This window comes from Acidimicrobiales bacterium, from assembly GCA_041394185.1.
Classification (GTDB): Bacteria; Actinomycetota; Acidimicrobiia; order Acidimicrobiales; family Poriferisodalaceae; genus JAAETH01.
Genome location: JAWKIQ010000002.1, coordinates 125,452 through 143,705, shown reverse-complemented (window position 1 = coordinate 143,705; position 18,254 = coordinate 125,452). Strand labels below are relative to the sequence as shown.

The window sequence follows — 18,254 nt, the reverse complement described above, 5'->3', positions numbered from 1 at the left end:
GCCCACGGGGTCGACATGCACTCGCTGAAGGTCGCCCCCTCGAGATGGTCCGTCGTTGGGCCTTGCGACGGGCGGCGCACGTGGTGGCGGTCAGCGGTGACCTGCGCCAGCGGGTGCACGATCTGGCTCCATCGGTCAGCGTCGAGGTCCTGCCGATGGGTACCGACCTGGCCGAGGTGGCAGATGCCGTCGGGCCGCGCAGGCCCGAACCCGACAAGATCTTGTTCGTGGGACGACTCGCCGACAAGAAGGGCGTCGACGTGGCGATCCGGGCGATGTCGGATTTGCCCCGAGCCCGCTTGGTGGTTGCCGGCGATGGTCCCGAGGGCCCGTTCCTCGAACGCCTCGCCATCGATATCGGCGTAGCAGATCGGGTCGAGTTCGTGGGCCGCGTCAGCCGCGCACAGGTCTTCGAGCAACTGAGCACCTGCGCCGTGCTGGTGATGCCCTCGGTGGTCGGCCGTGACGGCGACATGGAGGGTACGCCGGTTGTGCTGGCCGAGGCCCTCGCCGCTGGGGTGCCCGTCGTGGCGAGCCGTCTGGGAGGCATCGCCGAGGTTCTGGCCGCCGGTGGCGGGTGGCTCGTCGAACCTGGCGATCACCTCGCTCTTGCCGGCGCGCTGGGGGAGGCGTTGGGCGATCCCACCGAGCTGTCGCAGCGTGGTCGTGTCGGCAAAGACCACGTAGCGCCTAGCCTCGACATGGCCAACATCGCGCAGCGGTATCGGCAGATCTACGCGGAGGTCAGCGGTTGAACACTGGAGTGGCAAAGGTGCTGGACGAGCCACTGCGCCCGGGCACTCACTATCGCACCGAGTTCTTCAAGGCGACCGACACCATCAACACTCGGGGTCTGGTGGTCGACGTCGGTGGCCGCGACGGGCGGGCTTTGGCCGAGCTCGGCGTTGCCGGTGGGGTTCTGGTCGACGTTGAGGTCGTGCCGCGCAGCCCCGCCGTGTCATACGTGGCCGGAAGCGGCACGGACATCCCGTTGCGCGACGGTTGCGCCGACACCGTTCTGGCATTGGACGTGATCGAACACATCGACGACGAGCAGCGATTCGTGACCGAGCTGGTCCGCCTCTTGGCCCCCGGGGGCCAGCTGGTCTTGACCACACCCAGCATCGACATCAGGGTCCTGCCAGGGCGAGCGCAGAAAAAGATCGACCAGATTTGGGGCCACCATCGGGTGCGAGGTTACGACCCTTCGCATCTGGCCGAGCTGTTGTGCAATGCGGGCGCCGACGATGTCGAGGTTCGATCGATCTCGATGCGGGCTTACCGGGTCGGATACCTGCCCATGCGCGCCCTTTGGCAGGTGTGGCCCCGAGGAGGGCGGGCGGTGGTGTCGGCGATGGCGCGCACCGACGCCGGCGCCAAGGACGCCCGTCATGGATTCGTATTGGCGACCGCCGGCCGCAGAGCCTGATCTACACCGGACGACGCCGGCTAACCGCCAAGCGTCAGAGCCAGGCGGTCAGGGTTGACCAGACCATAGAGTTCGTGAGTTGTTGGCCCCAGCGCCAAAGCGCCGTTCAGCGCCAACTGGATTCGTCTGGCATCGCCAGGCGCCTGGAACTCTGGGCTGTCGGTGAGAAGCCTGACATCGAGGCCCTCGGGGCCCACCATCAGCGGAACCTCGAGGTGCACAGAGCGATCGTCGGCCGAAAGCGAGGTTGCGACGACCTCTCCACCCACCTCGACGTCGACTCGCCGGCCGGCGCCAGGTGCGGTCAACAGATCGAGCACCAGCGTCACCTGGGCCGCCTCGTCGTAGAGCGGTTCGAGGTGGATAACCGCTGCATCCTCGGCGAAACTGCCGGCGCGGCCGAAGCGGCCGGGTGTGTGGAAACCAGTGCCCAGCTCGATGTCGACCGAGCGAAGGTTCTCCGACGCCAGCGCGGCAACCCGATCTGGGCCGATCTGGTCGGTCAGGGTACCGAGCCTGTCGCCTATGGGATAGTTGCGGTTGCGCCCCAGCTCCAGCCCGCGCTCGACCGGCATGATCGAGTCGAGGCGCACGCCTGCGTCGGGCAGCGCCCAGGTGTCGGCATAGATACCGTCGAAACCGATGGCGGCCAGGACGTCGACCGCCACATCGACGGGCAGCCGTTCGAGCTGAAGCTGCCAGAGGCTCTCGGGGCGTCCTCTCATGGCGCCGTAGCTCACCTCGAGGCGCTCGGTCTGCAGTATCGCCCTCATGTGCTGGTAGTCGATCGGGTAGGTGGCCCGGTCGGGTTCGGGGTATGGCACCAGAGGCAGCGTGTAGAGCATCGGATCAGGGTCGGTGGCGAGGCTTGCCTCTATCTGGCCGAAGAACTGCGAGTCGGTCTCCCATTGCGACTTGATGTCTTCGGCGCGGCCCGATGCCGCAGGCGTCTGATCGAAGATGGCGAAGGCGACGACCGCAGCCAAGAGCGCGGCCGGAACTGCCCTGGCCTGTGATCGCCGGCCGACGATCGTGGCCATCTTCGTCAAGACGACCCCGACCGAGACGAACGAGAAGAACGCGACGTAGACGATGATCCGATTCCATGTACGGATCTCCTCGAAGCCCGAGATCGTCAGCAAGAAGGCCAGACCACCGGGCACCGCCAGGAGAATCGCAATCAGGTTGATCGTCCCCGACAGTGCCAGCAACCGATCGAGTTCGGGCGCGTCGGCCTCGTCTTCGCTGCTGTTGCCTATGCCCGATCTGGTGAACGGGATGAGAGCCAAGAGGCTCGCGACCAGACCGACCACGCCTATCAGCCCAAGGGCTTGCCCACCCTCGCTCTGAATCCGCGATTCGAGAGGCTTCCTTCCGTACTCGGCAAGTGCCTCGATGCGGTGCTCCTCAGACGGCAGCACGACACGTGAAAGCTTCAGCGCGTAGACCTCTTGCTCGCCGATATCTCGCTTGACCGTCTGTTCGTTGGGCCCGCGGTCGGCTTGATAGAGCAGGGATCCGATGTTGGCCAGCGTGACCGAGCCGACCACGGCAACGCCGAACGCAAGAGCGACGGCCAATGGTCGCCAGTCGCGGGTGCGCAGCAGGGCCAGGATTCCGATGGTCGCGGCCAACGAGGGAGCAAAGGCTGCTGCGACCGTGTCGGTGGTCGCGATCAGAGCGATGGCAAGTGCTGTCACCGCCACTCGATCTCGCCTGATGATCTGACGATGCGAGCCCCCTGGGCGTGAGTCGCGTCGCTTGAAGTACCCACCCCTGAAACCGCCCACCCACAGCAAGACAAGACCGCCGAGCGGAACAGCAAAATAGCCTGACCTGTAGATGTGAGGCGTTCCGTGCCAGAAGTGGAACGGGATCAGGGCGTACAACAGTGATGCAGCGCCGGCCACCAACGGACCCAGACCGAGATACCTCATGACCAGGTGGCTGACGAAGGCCACCAGCGCGAACGTCGCCAGGAAGTACAGGTTCATGATCGCGGCCGGGTTGTCGCCCGCCAGGCCGATTATCCGGACGAACAACACCTGAAGGCCGTCGCCCCCTTGCGGGAAGTCGTAGGCCTCGAGCTCATAGGGCGCTCCGAGCCTTTCGTTCTCGAACCACCAGCCGCTTTCGTCGACGCCGACAACATGACCTAGGCCTGCCAGTTCATCGCCCGAGTAGTGAAGCGGGCGACCGATCCCGTTGCTGAAAAAGCCCAGGACCACAGCGGCCACGATCGATGTCAGGATGGCAACTGCGGCGGCTTCGGCGACGACTGTTCGAACTGAGCGCCAGGCGTGCTCCTGCGCGCTCGGCTTGGCTGATGACATCTGGCCAAGGGTACGGTAAGGGGCTGGCTGCAGGGTGCTAGGCGGGTACGCTCGACTCTCATGACGAAACGCGTCCTCATCATCGGTGGCGGGCCTGCGGGCCACGAAGCTGCCAGTCACGCTGCCCGGCACGGCGCATCGGTGACACTCGTCGAGGACAATGTGCTCGGCGGGGCAGCCCACCTGCTCGACTGCGTGCCATCCAAGTCGATGATCGCCACGGGCGGGGCGGTGTCGTTCGCCAGGCGGGTAGCCGGGTTGGGGCTGGCCGACATAGAGCCCAAGGTCGAGCGCGACCTGTTGGTTCACAGGGTAAACACGATCAAGCAGCGCTTGCGCTCTTCGATCGAGGAGCTGCTGACCAGCCAGGGCGTTCGGATGATCGCAGGCCGCGGCCGGCTGACGGGCCCCTATTCGGCCGAGATCGAACACGCAGACGGAACCGTCGAGCAGGTCGAGGCCGACGGCATCGTCTTGGCGACCGGCTCCAGGCCGCGTATCCCCGACTGGGCGCCGATGGATGGCGAGCGTGTCCTGTCTACGCGTGACGCGTACCCACCGCCCGAGTTCCCCGAGCACCTCATAGTCGTCGGCTCGGGCGTGACCGGTGTCGAGTTCGTCCACATGTTCGAGAGCCTGGGCTCGAAGGTCACGCTCATCGTCAGCCGCCAGCAGGTTCTACCCCAGAAGGACCCCGAGGCCGCCGCAGTGCTCGAGGCCGACTTCCTCGACCGGGGCATCCGGTTGTTCAAGGGTGCCAGGGCCACTGCCATCGAGCGCGAGGGCGACGAGGTCGTTGTGCACTGCGACGACGGTCGAATCGCTCGCGGTTCGCACGCACTGTTGGCCATCGGCTCGATCCCGAACTCCGATGGGTTGGGCCTGGAGAAGGCCGGTGTGGAGGTCGACGACTGGGGTTATGTGGTGGTCGATCATCATCTGCGCTCGTCGGTTCCCCACATCTACGCGGCCGGCGACCTCAGCGGCAGACTGCCCTTGTCGTCTGTGGCGACCATGCAGGGGCGCAAGATCGCAGAACACCTGATGGGCATGCACGAGGGTCGTATGCACACTCACATCGACTACGACAAGGCCGCCTCGGCCATCTTCACCGAGCCCGAGATTGCCGACGTAGGACTGGCCGAGGCCGACGCGTTTGCGTCGGGTCGCAAGATCAGGGTCACCAAGGTGCCGTTCTCGTCCAACGCCAAAGCGCTGATCAACGACAACCCTGCAGGCTTCGTCAAGATCGTCTCGGACCCGCACACCGGCGTGGTCCTGGGCGGCTCGATCGTCGGCAGCCACGCGGCCGAGTTGATCTCGGTCATAGCGGTCGCTGTGAAGGCCGGGCTGAAGGTGCACGACATCCGCGACAGCCTTCTGGTGTATCCGTCGCTGTCCGAGTCGCTCAGCGAGGCCGCCGAGTAGGTCGGCAAGCCCTCACGGGCTGACCGTGCAGCCCGAGCGAACGCCGCTGGTGCACCTCTGGACGGCCCGGGCCACGCGTTCCACGTAGTCTCGGTATGGGCTTCGGGGCATCGCTTCGATTGCGCGTTCGAGACCGGACGTGTCGATGAATCCCATGTTGTACGCGACCTCTTCCAGGCACGCGATCTTGAGACCCTGGCGCTTCTCGACGGTGGCGACGAAGTTGGCTGTTTCGAGCAGGCTTTCGTGGGTTCCCGAATCGAACCATGCGATGTCGCGTCCCAGTTCGGTGACGGACAACTGGCCCAGCTGGAGGTAGCGCCTGTTCAGGTCGGTTATCTCGAGCTCGCCTCTGGGGCTGGGCACCAACTGGCGGGCGTGGTCGACGACATCGCCGTCGTACAGGTACAGGCCGGTCACGGCCAGGTTCGATCGGGATGTCTTGGGCTTTTCGACCAGGCAAACCGCCTCGCCCGACGGCGACAACTCGACGACGCCGTAGCTCGAGGGATCATCGACCGGATACCCGAACACGTTGGCTCCGCGGCCGAACTCGCCAACCACGTGGCCCAGGTCCATGCGGCCGTGGAAGATGTTGTCGCCCAGGATCAGCGTGCACGCCGATCCGTCGAGGAACCGCTCGGCGATCAAGAACACCTGGGCGATTCCGCCAGGGTTGGGCTGAACCGCATACGAAAGGTCGATTCCCCAGCTCGAGCCGTCGCCCAACAAGTCGCGAATGCGCGGAAGGTCGGCGGGCGACGATACGACGAGGATCTCGCGAATACCCGCCATCATCAACGTCGACAGGGGATAGAAGACCATCGGTTTGTCGTAGACGGTGTGCAGTTGCTTGCCGACCACAGCGCTGCTGGGGTACAGGCGCGTTCCCGCCCCGCCCGCCAGGAGGATGCCCTTCACAAGGTGCTTGGTCGACCCGCCGAGGTGGCCCCTAAGCGAACCGGTGATTGAACCGGCCCGCGTGCAGCCTCCGCTACGGTTCAGGGATGGGCGAATCCGCAGACAACTCTCAGGCCGACCAGAGCGATCACTTGGACATTCCGCAGAATCATCGCGACGACGAATGGACTCGCGAGATCATCAGGCGGGTCGTGGCCGGGGGCACCGTGGCAGTCGATGTGGGCGCAAATGTGGGCGATGTCACTGCGGCGCTGGTCGAAGCGGCGCCCGAGTCCCAGCACATCGCAATCGAGCCCATCCCTGAGCTGGCTGCGCTGGTGCGCGAACGATTCCCCAGCGTGGTGGTGCACGAGGCGGCGCTGGCAGCCGAGGCCGGCCCCGACGTCGAGTTCGTCCACGTGGTCTCGAACCCGTCGTACAGCGGGTTGCGCGAGCGGCGCTATGACCGTCCCAACGAGGAGCTGCAACGCATCCGCGTGCGAACGACAACGCTGGATTCGATCGTTCCCGAAGACGCCCACGTCAGCTTCGTCAAGATCGATGTGGAGGGAGGCGAACTCGGAGTGCTTCGCGGTGCTTCGCGCGTGCTCGACCAGCGCCCCGTGGTGGTGTTCGAGCACGGCCTCGGCGCCGCTGATCACTACGGAACCGAACCCGCGACAGTGTTCGAGATCTTCGACGGAAAAGGACTGAAGGTCTCGGGCCTGGACCGCTATCTAGATGGCAAGCCGCACTATTCGAAGGCCGAGTTCGAGGACGAGTTCTACTCCGGACGGCGTTGGAACTTCGTGGCCCACCCGTAGCGGCTACTCGATCACTACGACAACGTCGCCGGCGCCGACGGTGTCGCCCACCGAGACCTTGATCTCGGAGATGGTTCCGTCCTTGTCGGCTGCGATGTTGTTTTCCATCTTCATCGCCTCGAGGACCACTACGGGCTGACCTGCGGTGACCTCCGCGCCGACTTCGACCAACACCTTGACGATGGTGCCCTGCATCGGAACGGCAACCTTGCCCGTTCCGGCGCCACCGCCGGCGCCACCGCCTCGTGCTTCGCGCTTCTTGCGCTTGGCGGGCGCTGCGGCCAGACCCGATTCGGGTACCCAGGCCGCTACTCGGAACCGGCGACCGTTGACCTCGACCGTGGTCTCCTTGCGGATCAGCTCTTCCTCTTCGTCGGCCTGCGGGGGCATCACAGCCACCACGTCGCTCAGGTCGAGCGTCTCTTCGACCCACTTGGTGCTGTGCTCGATGGCCTGGAAGTCGGGGTGGCGCAAGATGGCGAGGTCGGCGGGGATCGTGGTGGCCACGCCCTCTATCTCGAGTTCTTCGAGTGCCCTGATGGCTCGAGCGATGGCCACGTCGCGATTGCGGCCCCAGACGACCAGCTTGCCCACGAGGTTGTCGTAGTACTGCGAGATCTCGTCGCCGGCCTCGTAGCCACCGTCGAACCTGGTGCCGTAGCCATCGGGCACGCGGAGCTTGTTGATGGGTCCGGGCGAAGGCCTGAAGGCTCCGCCGGCTGGGTCTTCGGCGTTGATACGCACCTCGATCGAGTGGCCAGAGATGGTTACGCCGTCCTGATCGAACGGCAGCGGCTCGCCTGCGGCCACGCGAAGCTGCATCTCGACCAGGTCAACCGCCGTGACGAGTTCTGTCGCCGGGTGCTCGACCTGCAGGCGGGTGTTCATCTCGAGGTAATAGAACGAGCCGTCTTCGTACAGGAACTCGACGGTGCCCGCGTTGACGTAGTCGCAACCCTTGGCTACGGCCACTGCAGCCTCGCCCATAGCCGTCAGGATCTCGTCTGGAATGCCAGGAGCCGGCGCTTCTTCGATGAGTTTTTGGTGTCGGCGCTGGGCCGAGCAATCCCGGGTGCCCAGGTACACGCAGTTGCCGTGGCTGTCGGCCAGTACCTGCACCTCGACGTGGCGAGGCTTGGTGAGGTAGCGCTCCATGTAGATCTCGTCACGGCCGAAGTACGCCAGGGCCTCACGCTGGGCCGACTCGATGGCGTCGGCGACCTCGTCTGGCCCGTTGACGACCTTCATGCCTCGGCCGCCACCGCCGTAGGCGGCCTTGATGGCGACCGGCCAGCCGTACTCGTCACCGAACGCCTTGACCTGGGCCGGGTCGGTGATGAGATCTGTTGTGCCGGGGACGCCGTGTACGTCGACCTTCTCGGCGGCGAGTCGAGCCGAGATCTTGTCGCCCATGACCTCGATGGCCTCGGGCGGCGGGCCTATGAACGCGACTCCCATGTCGGTGACCGAGCGAGCGAAGTCGGCGTTCTCGCTGAAGAACCCATAACCAGGATGTACGGCGTCGGCACCTGAACGCCTGATGACGTCGAGGATCACCTCGGTGTTGATGTAGGACTCGGCCGCGGTCTGGCCACCGAGGGCATATGCCTCATCGGCCATCCGGACGTGCAGAGATTCGCGGTCGAGGTCGCTGTAGACCGCCACGGTGGCGATTCCCATTTCGCGGCATGCACGGATGACTCGCACCGCGATCTCGCCGCGGTTGGCGATGAGGACTTTCTTGAACATGGGACCTCGCAGACTCGTTGACCGACCATATTTGCACGTTGAGCCGCCCCGACAGAACCGAGCGGTCGCGGTCTGGTGCAGCCCGGGGGGCTCCGTCGGTCGGGGTACGATCGGCATCGGAGGTGTACTTCGATGACACAGATCGAACTCCCCGAGGCTACTGCGGTCGAGGGCACTCGTTTCCGCTTGGCCGAACTCGATTCGGTGACCTCGACCAACACGATCCTGGCCGAAGCGGCTCACCGCACCGTCGACCCGTGGTACGTGCTGCGCGCAGATCACCAGAGCGCCGGCCACGGCCGTCAGGGCCGCGTCTGGGAGTCGCCTCCCGGATCGGGCATGTTGATGTCGATCCTGTTCGACTCTCGCCCGATGGAGCAGGTTCATCTCCTTTCGACAGCCGTCGGCTTCGCCACGGCCGCCGCCTGTCGCACCTTGGGCGCGGATGCTCGAATGCAGTGGCCCAACGACCTGGTCGGCCCTCACGAGGTAGATGGCCACACGGCAAAGCTCGCAGGCGTTCTGGGCGAACTCGTCGACTCGCCCTATGGCAAGCGGGCCGTGATCGGTGTGGGTCTGAACCTGAGGCCCCAACCTGGCCTGGCCGAGGCCATAGGGCGGCCGGTGACGGTTCTGGACGACCTCATCGAACGCCGGGTGAGTGCATCCGAACTGGCCAAGCTGGTTCTGGGCAGCCTCGAGCTGGTGCTGACGGCCCTCGACGACCGAGGTCGTGGACCAAGTTGGCTGCGCGAGCAGTGTGTCGAGATCTCGGCCACCATCGGCAGCCAGATCAGCGTGACGACACCGGCGGGGACATTCAGCGGCCGCGCAGTCGACATAGACACCATGGGCCATCTGGTTCTGGAGACCGAACACGGGCGAAGGACCTTCGAGGTCGGCGACATCGACGCGGCCGCCCAAGCCTGATCGGGTCATCGCGCAGCCTGGCGTTATCGCCGGGGAGCCTTGCTTTAGCCGGTCGGGCCTGCGGTCGACGGGTCGGGCATGGCCGAGGTCCGCGAATCAGAACACATCAGGGGCGTCTACATCGTGCGCCCGAGGATTCACCGCGACGAGCGGGGGATGCTCATCGAGACCTACAGGCGAAGCTGGATTCCTGGGGCTCGGGAGATGGTTCAGACCAATCGCGCCGACCGCAACTCTGGTTCGATCGTGGGTCTGCACTATCACCTCCATCAGGCCGACTATTGGTATGTGCCATACGGCCGCGCTCGCCTGGTCTTGCACGACCTGAGGGACGGATCGGTGACCGATGGCGAAACGCTGGAGCTGGACCTTGGCGGCGACGAGCACCTGGGGGTCTACATCCCACCTGGTGTGGCCCACGGTTTCGCGGCTCTGACAGACGTCACGATCACGTACCTGGTCGACAACTACTACAACCCGGCCGATGAGCTGGGAGTGGCCTGGGACGATCCCGACATCGACGCCAACTGGGGCTTGGCCGACCCGGTCCTGAGCGAACGCGACATGTACAACCCCCGCCGCAAGCAGATCGAAGAGATGTGGAAGCCCCACGCGGCGTTGCGCACGTGAGAGGCTCTGATCAGTGAGAGTCCTGGTTACAGGCGCGGCCGGGTTCATCGGCTCGAACTACGTCAGGTATCTGCTGGCGAACACGGACGACAAGGTGACGATCATCGATCTGTTGACCTATGCGGGCGGAATCGACACCATCGCCGATCTGGTCGAAGAGCCTCGTGTGACGTTCGTGAAGGGCGACATCGGCGACCGTCTGTTGCTGACCGAGATAATGGGCGGTCACGAAGCGGTGGTGAACTTCGCTGCCGAGTCCCACGTCGACCGCTCGATCGTCGACCCCGACGCGTTCGTGCGGACGAACTGCCTTGGCACCAACGTGCTGTGCGACGTCGCTCGCCTGGCAGGTGTCGAACGGGTCGTTCACGTCTCGACCGACGAGGTCTATGGTTCGACGGCCCAAGGCTCGTTCGTCGAGGACGATGCCCTGTCTCCCAGTTCGCCCTACAGCGCGTCGAAGGCCGGGTCTGACCTGATAGCGCTGAGCCACCACAAGACCTTCGGTCTGGACATCTCGGTGACGCGGGCCTCCAACACCTACGGACCGTTCCAGTTCCCCGAAAAGATCATCCCGCTGTTCGTTACCAACCTGTTGTCGGGCCAGCAGCTTCCGCTCTACGGAGACGGCAGCAACATCCGCGACTGGTTGCACGTGGTCGATCACTGTGCAGCGATCGACCTGGTTCTGCGTCACGGTGAGGCGGGCCAGATCTACAACGTCGGGGGCGATTGCGAACTGACCAACCTCGACCTGACGCAACTGATACTCGAACTGTGCGGAGCCGACGAGAGGTCCATACGCCGAGTCGAGGACCGACCCGGCCACGATCTCAGGTATTCGGTCGACAGCTCGAAGGTCAGAGAGCTCGGGTGGGTCCCCACCATCGACATTCGAGCGGGCCTCGCGTCGACCGTCGAGTGGTACCGAAGCAACACCTGGTGGTGGCAGCCCAGACGGGGCTGAACGCGGGGCCTCATCATCGGGCGGCCTTCGTCGTTGTAGCCTCGACGCTGACCCAAGAGGAACGCTCGTCTATCGATGTCTCAATTCCAGACCATTTGGGACAGTCGTCCCCTGGTTGCCAACTTCGCCCAGCGAGAGCTCAAGTCGCGTTATCGGCGCAGCCTGCTCGGCTGGCTGTGGTCGTTGATCAATCCGATGACCACGATCCTCATCTACACGTTGGTCTTTTCTGTGATTCTCCGGGCCGAGCCACCCCCTGCCGGTGACGGCTCCAAGACCTTCGCCCTGTACCTCTTCAGCGGTCTTGTGCCATGGACCCTGTTCGCAACCATGGTCAACGGGCCCATGGATTGGCTCAACGCGGTGGCCGAACTGTTGCGCAAGATCAGCTTTCCTGCCGACGCCGCGATATTCGGGGGTGCCGTGGCCGGCGCGGTGCAGAGCCTGATCGAGGCCGGAATCTTGCTGGTCATCATGATCGGCATCGGCAACGCATCGTGGGCCATGCTGCAGCTGCCATACGTTTTGCTGTGTTTCACGGCATTTGGTCTCGGTATCGGCTTTGTTCTCAGCATCGCCAACGCCCACTTCCGCGACGTGAAATATCTCGTCGGTGTGGCCCTGAACGTCTTGTTTTTCCTGGTGCCCATCGTCTATCCGGGCAGCATCGTTCCCGAGTCGAGGTGGGGTCTGCCGCTGCGAAACATCATCGAGATGAATCCGCTGGCACAGTTCGTGGCGGCGGTGCGTGACGCGACCTACTTCGGCCAGTTCTCGTCGCCCGCTCGGCTACTGGGTATCGGGATCGTCGGCGCGGTGGTGTTCGTCGTCGGCTGGACCTACTTCGTCAAGCGCTCGGTCGACATCGCAGAGGAGTTGTGATGTCTGAACCAGCCATCGTCGTAGACAACGTCTCGAAGCGTTTCCTGTTGCAGCAGGACAGGGCGTCGAGCCTGAAAGAGCTGTTCACCACGCGCAGGGATCGCAACCCCGAGCGCGGGTTCTGGGCGGTGCGTGACGTCAGCCTCGAGATTCCGACCGGCACCACCTTTGGGCTGATCGGCCACAACGGATCGGGCAAGTCGACGCTGCTTCGCCTCATGGCGGGCATACATCAGCCCACCAGGGGGTCAATCACTTCGCGAGGTCGTATCTCGGCTCTGCTCGAGCTGGGTTCGGGGTTCCATCCGGACCTGACCGGGCGCGAGAACATCTACCTCAACGGTGCGATGCTGGGCCTCAGCCGCAAGGACATGCACCGCAACCTCGATCGCATAGTCGAGTTCTCGGGCCTAGAGGCGTTCATCGACCAACCGGTGAAGGTCTACTCGAGCGGCATGTACGTGCGGCTCGGGTTCGCCGTCGCGGTTCATGTCGAGCCCGAGATCCTCCTGGTCGACGAGGTCATGGCCGTGGGCGACGAGGAATTCCAGCGTCGTTGCCTCGAGCACATGTACGGCCTGAGGCGAGACGGGGTCACCATCGTTTTCGTGTCGCACTCGCTGGGGCTGGTCGAGAGCATCTGCGAGCAGGCGGCATGGCTTGATCATGGGCGGCTCCTCGAGATGGGTCCCGCGTCGGAGGTCTGCAACTCGTATCTCGACCGGGTGAACTCCGAGGAGAATCAGCGGCGGACGGCCGAGATGATCGAGCGCGACGCCGAGCGCACGGTCGAGGTGGTCGGCGAGCACACCGGCTCGGGTGAGGTGCGCGTATTCCACATCGACTACCTGAACCCGGGCATCGAACGCATCCCCCACTTCACCACCGGTCAGCCAGGACGCATGAGGCTGTGGTACGACGCAGCCGAAACCGTCGAGTCTCCGGTGATAACCGTCGACGTGTTCCACGAGAACGGATCGCACATCTTCGGCGGGACCACACAGGGCCAAATCGATACGGGAGTCGTGGCACCCGGGCAGGGCTTCATCGACTTCGTCATGGAAGACGTGAGGCTGACCCCTGGGCACTACTTCGTGGGGGTCGAGGTGACCGACCGAGACGGTCTGCACACCCTCGACAAGTGCAAACGCCTGATCGACCTCAAAGTCGTTGGCGCGAACTCACTCCGGGGCCTGACGGTTTCGGGCGGCGAGTTCTATCCGCTCGAGGCCCACCACGTCGACAGCCTTTGACGGGTGGCTAGCCGTCGACGACGGCTCGTTGCACGGCATCTGCGAGACGCTCGCCCAACACCCGCCATGCAAACTGTTCCTCGATCATGGCCCGTGCCCGCACCGCACGATCGATGCTGGCAGCAGCATCGTGGTCTGTGGCGATGGCCGCCTCGATGGCTGCCGCGAAACCGGGCAGATCCGAGGTCGTGAACAGCTCGGAATCTGGAAGCCCGCGGGCACCGGTTGCCGTCGTCACCGTCTGCAAACCCGATGCCAGGTACTCGACCAGCTTGAGGTTGGTGCCCGACCCGGTGGCCATCGGGTTCACTCCCAGATCGGCGCTGGACAGCAGCACGCGCTTGGTTGCGTCGCCGACCAGGCCGATCTGCAGAACGTTCTCGGGCAGGCGTCTGCCTGCGAAATAGTCGACATGACTGCCGATCATCAGGAACAACACATCGGGCAACTCGGGTGCCATGGCGTGTATCTGTTCGGCGGCCTCGAGGTTTGGCGGGTGCCAACTGGCCAGGTACAGCGCTATGCGCTTGTCGGCAGCAAAGCCCGCCGACCTCAACCAGGCCGTGCGGTTGGCGATGCGCTCGACCCCTGTGGCGAACGGGATCTCGTCGACCTTCGTGCCGTTGGCTATCACAACGGTGGGGGGTAGGGCGCCGTACACCGAGCGCATTACGGCCTCGTCCTCGGTCGAACACAATGCGACCAAGACAGAACGCGAGATGGCATCGAGCTCGACCTGGCGCACCTGGGCGACGGCCGCGTCAGCGGCTGCTGAGCGTGGATAGACGGTGTCTTTCAGCCTCACCTCGACGTTGTGAGCGTCGTAGACGACAGGCACAGAGCAGCCGACGAGGTCCAGGCTTGGCGCCATGTACGGGTGCGACAAGATCACGGCGCTGGCCTGGCCAAGCAGTGTCGAGAGCTCAGCGAGATACCTGGGGGTGAGCGCTATCGCAGACCCTCCGACGAGATCGTTGGCCGGTACGCCTATCTGGGCGGCAGCCTCGTTCTCGGCGTCGCTGTGCGCCCAAGTGCGCGCGACAGAGGTCTCGGCGAAGCCTGGTGATGTGACCACCGTGCCTTCTTGGGCCCCGGTGGGCGCCAACGACAGCAGGTGGACGTCGAAGCGGCTGGTGAGGGCGCGGTACAGGTGAAGGGCACGCAGCTGGCCCCCACCGCGCGGGTTGTGGGATACGAAGGTGCTGAGGGCCACCAGCAGCGGCTTGCCCGTGCGCGCCGGCACGTCGCGACCAGAGGCGACCTTCGAGACGCTGCGTCGGGGGCCTAGCAGCCGCGCTGACAGACGGCTCCAGGTGATGCCCGACATCTCTTGGCATCCGTTCAGCCCCATCGTTCGCGCTTGATCTGGATTGGCTGCGAGCCTCTCGAACGCCTCTGCGAGCTGATCGACTTGGGGCTCGACCACGACGCCGGTTGTTCCGTCGGAGACCAGTTCGGTCGGGCCGCCGCTGTCGGTGCAGGTGATGACCGGTGTGCCGCTGGCCAATGCCTCGAGCGCTATCAGGCCATAGTCTTCGCGATCGGGCACGAAGGGCACTGCGATGGCACCTGCGTAGAGGTCTGGGAGATCCTCGTCGGGCACGAAGCCCAGGAACTCGATGCGTGGGTCGTCTGCGGCGGCCGCTTGCAGGCGATCGCGCTCGGGACCAGAGCCTGCGATTCTCAGTGGAACGTCGACTGCCGATGCGCGGTAGGCCTCGATCACCATGTCGAGGCGCTTGGGGGCGTCGAGTCGGCTCGCGGTGAAGAAGTAGGTGCCGTCGACGGTCCGAGGCTGGGCGGGAAGGTCGGTGGGCGGGAACACCACTTCGACGTGGGCACCGGGTGGAAAGTACCCGGGACGGTCGGCGACGGTTTGGGCGATGGCCAGGTGACGGCGGGCGGCGCCCATGCCGATGCGGTCGAGCTTGTGCACCAACTTGCGCCCCAACGGGCCCGGGTGGCCGAACGCAGGGTGGTCGGCTCCGAGGCGCGCGACCGCCTCGTCATAGATCGCCCATAGCTCGCCGAGTCGACTCCTCGATGCGACCGCTCGATCGAGTCGCTCGGCCAGGTCGTCGATGCCCCACGTGGAATCGACCGAGGTTGGGAAACTGTCGGGGTAGGTGTCGTAGAGGCCGCGCAGCGTGTGGCACAGGTAGACGATCTGATTTGGATGGTCGACCATCCACGCCGGGTACTTGGCTGTGATCACCAGATCGAATCCCGACACGTCGAGGCCCGCGAAGTTGCGATATCCGGCGATCACCTCGTGCAACGTCGTTTCGGGGAATGGCAGCTTGACCAACTCGGCTTGATGGTCGGTGGCCTCGTTCAGATGGTTGACCAAGCCGGACAACAACCGCTCGAAACCGCCCCTGGTGTAGGGAACAGGTGCTGGTGCTACGACCCCGATCTTCATCAGGCGGCGCTCGCGGTCGGGCCTATGAGCGCCTTGTCGAACGTATCCAGCGCCTGCTGCCACGTATAGCGCTCGGCTGTGGCCCGCGCGGCCAGCGACATCGTCTGCAGGCGGTTGGCGTCGTTCGTGAGGAGGCGCACCGCGTTGGCGACTGCCTCGGGCTCGGGGTCGACGACAAATCCGTTGACACCATCGTCGACGAACTCGACCAGACCGCCCCCGTCGCGGCACACCACGACAGGCACCCCGAAGGCAAACGCCTCCAGAACGGTCAGTCCGTAATCCTCGTTCAGAGCCGGGGCCACCAGGCACACAGCCCGCGAATATTGCGACCGCAGGTCGTCGTCGGAGAGCCTGCCGACGATGTCGACCGGCAGCTCTGGAACGACGACCTCGACTCGCTCTGCGACCGGCGTGGCATCCCAGGCGCGCTCGGCGACGGTCACCCCGGCGGCCATCTCGGCGGCGTACCGGCGCACCGTAGGCAGCTGACCCCCTCCACCGATCAACACCGCCGGCGCATCGAAACCCTCGTGGGCCGCGGCGACGAACAATTGGGTTCGCTTGGTGAACTCGCTGCGGCTGACACAAACCACGGTGTCGCGGGTTCGGTCGGGGTCGGGCGCGACCTCAGGGCCGAACACAGGGCCGGCGAGGAACAGCGACATCCGGGAAGGATCGATGCCCGAGTAATGAATCAGGCGGTCTTCGACCGTGTGCGACGGAACCAGGAAGTGTTCCACGGTGCCGAAATGGCGGGAGTCGAGTTCGCGAACCAGCCTGCACGCCTCTTCGTGTATCTCAGGATCCTTCCCCGAAGCCTGCAGATGCGACCCGGACAGGTCGTAGAAGATTCGCTGGTGGTGATAGAAGAGCGCAATTTTCCTGGGATGGTCGACCGCCCAGCTGCCCGGCTGGGTGGTTACGACAACGTCGACGCCCGAAGCGTCGACGGCGCCGAATCGCGACACCAGAGAGCTGTAGTCGAAGAACTCGGGATGTTCGGACCGTGCCACCGGATCGCCCGAATGGTCGTCGACCGTGCCGGGCACCGTGAGCCAGACGACCGAATGGCCGTTAGCGGTCAAGTGATCGGCGAGCCTGTCGAGGACCACCTCGAAACCGCCGGTGACCCCCCAGTCGGGTTTGGCGAACCCGACGATCATGACCCGACCGGCGCCCCTGGCCTGGTGGCGATGACCGCATAGTCCTGCGGTCCGAACAGCGACCACGAGAACTCGCGCTGGAGTTCGTCCTCGAACTCGGGGACGTCTCGCGCCGGGTGCAGGAATCTGACCTCGACGTCGACGAAGCCGCAGTCGGTCAGTATGAACTGGAGCAGGTCGGGGTGCAGCGGCCGAAGGTGGGTGGGGTCCAGGTAAAAGGCGGCGGCACCGACCCTGAGGTTTGTCGGATTGGGCGTCTCGAACAGGACCGTGCCGCCTGGGGCGATCGCCAGCATGCACAGGTTGGCCAGATTGACCAACGTCTCGATAGGAAGGTGTTCGACGATGTGAAAGCCGGTCACCGCGCCGAGAGAACCCTCGGGTATCGAGGTGAGGTGTTCGAGCGCATCCTCGAGGCGGACGTCGAGCCCCCGCTCGCGACACCCTTCGACGAAATCGGAGTTGGTGTCGACGCCGTACGCCAGCACGCCCTTGGACTGGAGCAAACCCAACCATTCGCCCCGCCCGGACCCGATGTCGAGAACCGGGCCTTGCGACCCGAGAGATTCGACGACATCGGAGTATGGCTCGAGCGATGCGAGCACTTGGTCTCGGGTGCCCCGAAAGCGCGACTCGAAGCGTGCATAGAGTTCGCTCTGGCGCCATCGCGCGACCTCTTCGGCGGTGCGCCCCGGGTGACCGGCGGGCGAGCGGGTGTCGGCCAGCAGAAGGTCGAGATGTGAGCGGGTCAGTGCGGTGTCGCCGCGAAGGGTCTCGACCGTGCCGGCCACCTTGGTGAGGGCACTGCGCAGCGAGTCCAGCGACTCGCCCACTGAACTTCCGGTGGACCCATTGGCCTCGACCCGGCCGGCGATCGATTCGAGCTCGTCGGTCACCGATGCCAGCGACTTGCTCAACTCGTCGATGAGTATGTCGTGCGACGCCAGCGAGGCCCGCAGGGCCGCATTGTCCGACGGCTTGTTGTCGAGGTCGTTGATGGCACTCCAGGTCGCGGTCGAATTCGCCTCCAGCGCCGCCAGGCGCAGGTCGAAGCGGTCGATGAGGTGTCGCATGGCCGTCAGCGCGTCGGCCACTTGGCGGTTCAGCTGGTCCTGTTGGCCTACTGCGCTGCTTGCGTCGACCGCCCGCCTGATCACCTTCTTCACCCCGACCGCACGCCCGGTGGGCGCAGCGAAGCCGGCGCCGGCCAGCGCGGACGCGGCTTCGGTGGCGGTGTGCATGCGGCGGCTGTTGGCCGCCGACTCTGACTGGTTGTGGTCGGGCTGGTCGATCGCTTCCTGCATCTCGGCGATCACTCGATCGTTGCCGGCCATCTGGTCT

15 protein-coding genes are annotated in these 18,254 nt (G+C 64.9%); 9 read left to right on the top strand and 6 right to left on the bottom strand.

Annotated elements, in window-relative coordinates; genetic code table 11:
- Positions 1–44: 44 nt before the first annotated feature.
- Positions 45–755 (top strand): glycosyltransferase, encoded by a 711-nt coding sequence (locus R2770_08185; GenBank protein MEZ5280439.1) that lies wholly within the window; start codon positions 45–47, stop codon positions 753–755.
- Complete coding sequence (locus R2770_08180; GenBank protein MEZ5280438.1) at positions 752–1,429, top strand: class I SAM-dependent methyltransferase; 678 nt, start codon at positions 752–754, stop codon at positions 1,427–1,429. The genes R2770_08185 and R2770_08180 overlap by 4 nt, the downstream gene beginning before the upstream one ends.
- A 20-nt stretch (positions 1,430–1,449) precedes the next feature.
- Here R2770_08180 and R2770_08175 read toward each other — a convergent pair whose 3' ends face one another.
- A complete protein-coding gene (locus R2770_08175; protein ID MEZ5280437.1) occupies positions 1,450–3,762 on the bottom strand; it encodes a hypothetical protein in 2,313 nt (770 codons plus the stop codon).
- 60 nt (positions 3,763–3,822) lie between these two features.
- Between R2770_08175 and R2770_08170 the strand changes: the two genes are divergently transcribed.
- Positions 3,823–5,190: an NAD(P)H-quinone dehydrogenase gene (locus R2770_08170; protein ID MEZ5280436.1), complete on the top strand. Its 1,368-nt coding sequence runs from the start codon at positions 3,823–3,825 to the stop codon at positions 5,188–5,190.
- A gap of 12 nt (positions 5,191–5,202) precedes the next feature.
- Here the strand turns inward: R2770_08170 and rfbA are convergent, their stop codons facing one another.
- Entirely contained in the window at positions 5,203–6,111 is a 909-nt protein-coding gene (gene rfbA / locus R2770_08165; protein MEZ5280435.1) for a glucose-1-phosphate thymidylyltransferase RfbA, read from the bottom strand.
- Between the two features lie 86 nt (positions 6,112–6,197).
- Between rfbA and R2770_08160 the strand changes: the two genes are divergently transcribed.
- The gene (locus R2770_08160) at positions 6,198–6,914 is read left to right on the top strand and encodes an FkbM family methyltransferase (protein MEZ5280434.1); all 717 of its coding nucleotides are present in this window, start codon (positions 6,198–6,200) and stop codon (positions 6,912–6,914) included.
- A gap of 3 nt (positions 6,915–6,917) precedes the next feature.
- On the opposite strand, the gene R2770_08155 is transcribed toward R2770_08160, so the two are convergent.
- The gene (locus R2770_08155; GenBank protein ID MEZ5280433.1) at positions 6,918–8,663 is read right to left on the bottom strand and encodes an acetyl-CoA carboxylase biotin carboxylase subunit; all 1,746 of its coding nucleotides are present in this window, start codon (positions 8,661–8,663) and stop codon (positions 6,918–6,920) included.
- Between the two features lie 132 nt (positions 8,664–8,795).
- Between R2770_08155 and R2770_08150 the strand changes: the two genes are divergently transcribed.
- From R2770_08150 to R2770_08130, 5 genes are all read left to right on the top strand, one after another.
- A complete protein-coding gene (locus R2770_08150) occupies positions 8,796–9,593 on the top strand; it encodes a biotin--[acetyl-CoA-carboxylase] ligase (GenBank protein MEZ5280432.1) in 798 nt (265 codons plus the stop codon).
- 78 nt (positions 9,594–9,671) lie between these two features.
- Positions 9,672–10,223 carry a dTDP-4-dehydrorhamnose 3,5-epimerase family protein gene (locus R2770_08145; protein MEZ5280431.1) on the top strand — a complete coding sequence of 184 codons (552 nt, stop codon included), beginning with the start codon at positions 9,672–9,674 and terminating at the stop codon, positions 10,221–10,223.
- Between the two features lie 13 nt (positions 10,224–10,236).
- Positions 10,237–11,190, top strand: a complete 954-nt coding sequence (rfbB, locus tag R2770_08140; protein ID MEZ5280430.1) for a dTDP-glucose 4,6-dehydratase — start codon at positions 10,237–10,239, stop codon at positions 11,188–11,190.
- Between the two features lie 75 nt (positions 11,191–11,265).
- On the top strand, positions 11,266–12,072 hold the full coding sequence (locus R2770_08135) for an ABC transporter permease (GenBank protein MEZ5280429.1): 807 nt from the start codon (positions 11,266–11,268) through the stop codon (positions 12,070–12,072).
- Complete coding sequence (locus tag R2770_08130; GenBank protein ID MEZ5280428.1) at positions 12,072–13,325, top strand: ABC transporter ATP-binding protein; 1,254 nt, start codon at positions 12,072–12,074, stop codon at positions 13,323–13,325. The genes R2770_08135 and R2770_08130 overlap by 1 nt, the downstream gene beginning before the upstream one ends.
- A 7-nt stretch (positions 13,326–13,332) precedes the next feature.
- Here R2770_08130 and R2770_08125 read toward each other — a convergent pair whose 3' ends face one another.
- From R2770_08125 to R2770_08115, 3 genes are read right to left on the bottom strand one after another with little or no spacing between them, the layout of a single operon-like run.
- A complete protein-coding gene (locus tag R2770_08125) occupies positions 13,333–15,747 on the bottom strand; it encodes a glycosyltransferase (protein ID MEZ5280427.1) in 2,415 nt (804 codons plus the stop codon).
- Positions 15,747–16,913: a glycosyltransferase family 4 protein gene (locus tag R2770_08120; protein MEZ5280426.1), complete on the bottom strand. Its 1,167-nt coding sequence runs from the start codon at positions 16,911–16,913 to the stop codon at positions 15,747–15,749. Before R2770_08120 ends, R2770_08125 begins: the two co-directional genes overlap by 1 nt.
- Entirely contained in the window at positions 16,910–18,247 is a 1,338-nt protein-coding gene (locus R2770_08115; protein ID MEZ5280425.1) for a methionine biosynthesis protein MetW, read from the bottom strand. The genes R2770_08120 and R2770_08115 overlap by 4 nt, the downstream gene beginning before the upstream one ends.
- Between the last annotated feature and the right edge of the window lie 7 nt (positions 18,248–18,254).